This is a genomic window from Polaromonas sp. CG_9.5 (assembly GCF_035984465.1).
Lineage (GTDB): Bacteria > Pseudomonadota > Gammaproteobacteria > Burkholderiales > Burkholderiaceae_C > Polaromonas.
This window is the reverse complement of sequence record NZ_JAXCHR010000068.1, coordinates 1-1263: the sequence shown is the minus strand read 5'-3', so window position 1 is coordinate 1263 and position 1263 is coordinate 1. Positions and strand designations below refer to the sequence as shown.

The window sequence follows — 1263 nt, the reverse complement described above, 5'->3', positions numbered from 1 at the left end:
CTCTTCGTTTCCATAGTGCCCACTTGTTTGTTTCGTGGACACTATGTTTGACCGCTTTCTTCTCAGTCTCAAGATGGCATGGCCAGCCGCTTACGCTACACCTAGCGCTTAAGAAGGACATGGCGAGGGCGGACGAACAGGCATGCTCTTGGACTGAGGAAGCTCATGCGGCTCTTCATGTGTTGGAAAAACGCTTGGCTCACCCAAGCGGTCGGAAATGGGTCTCAACGACTGCCGCGCCGAGCATCGCCGACGTCGCGCTCTATCCCTATACACGAATATCTTCAATGGGGGGCATAGACCTTCAGGCGTACCCGCATGTCGGCTTATGGATGGAGCACCCAGAGTCCTTGCCCGGATATGAGCCCCTCTTCCCTGGCCATCCTGAACTCACTTTTTCAACGCTCGAGACCTTTACTTAAACATTTTTTTAAGGATACTGAAATTGAAAATGGATACTTTTTCTCTGAATAAAAGCGCTCTTGTCGAAAAGGCCAACGCCCAGATGGAGATCAGCCTGGTGCAAAGCACTTATACACTGCGCCAGAAACTAGCCTTGACATGCCGAATTCTCTTTGAAAATGGTCATGATTCAGGCTTGGCGGGCCAGATCACGACGCGTGCAGAACTTCAAGGGACTTACCTCACGCAGCGCTTGGGCCTTGGCTTTGACGAAATCACGGACGACAACCTTTTGGTAGTCGACGAAGACCTCACTGTCATATCCGGCAACGGCATGGCAAATCCAGCGAACCGCTTTCATTCCTGGGTTTATCGTGCACGTCCTGATGTGAACTGCGTCGTGCACACCCACGCGCTTCACTCGGCAGCCTTGAGCATGCTTGAAGTGCCTCTGGAGGTTTCGCACATGGACAACTGCGTTTTATACGACGACGTCGCGTTTGTGCCGAAATGGCCAGGTGTTCCGGTTGGCAATGAAGAAGGAGAGTTGATCTCTAAGGCGCTGGGAAGCAAGCGTGCCCTGATGCTCTCCCACCACGGCCTGCTTATTGCAGCCAGCAGTGTCGAGGAGGCATGCGTGCTGGGTATCGCGTTCGAGCGTGCCGCCAAGATGCAACTGCTCGCTGCTGCTGCTGGGAAAGTTCAGCCCATCGACCACAGCCTGGGCCGGGAGGCGCACGACTGGATACTGCGCCCCAAACGCAATTGAGTATTCCGGTTCAACGTGACCGGTGATTCCGGGATCGTGACCGACATTCCGGTGAACGTGACCGGGAGGATTCCGGCAACGTGACCGCTGAT

Annotated in this window: 1 protein-coding gene; it reads left to right on the top strand. The window is 54.4% G+C overall.

Annotation, left to right across the window (positions count from 1 at the left end):
* Window positions 1-451 precede the first annotated feature (451 nt).
* Window positions 452-1171 carry an aldolase gene (locus RCH06_RS17820; protein WP_327082799.1) on the top strand — a complete coding sequence of 240 codons (720 nt, stop codon included), beginning with the start codon at window positions 452-454 and terminating at the stop codon, window positions 1169-1171.
* The last annotated feature ends 92 nt before the right edge of the window (window positions 1172-1263 follow it).

Coding starts and splice junctions, on each gene's coding strand:
- RCH06_RS17820 (WP_327082799.1), top strand. CDS start 452: ATGGATACTTTTTCTCTGAATAAAAGCGCTCTTGTCGAAAAGGCCAAC.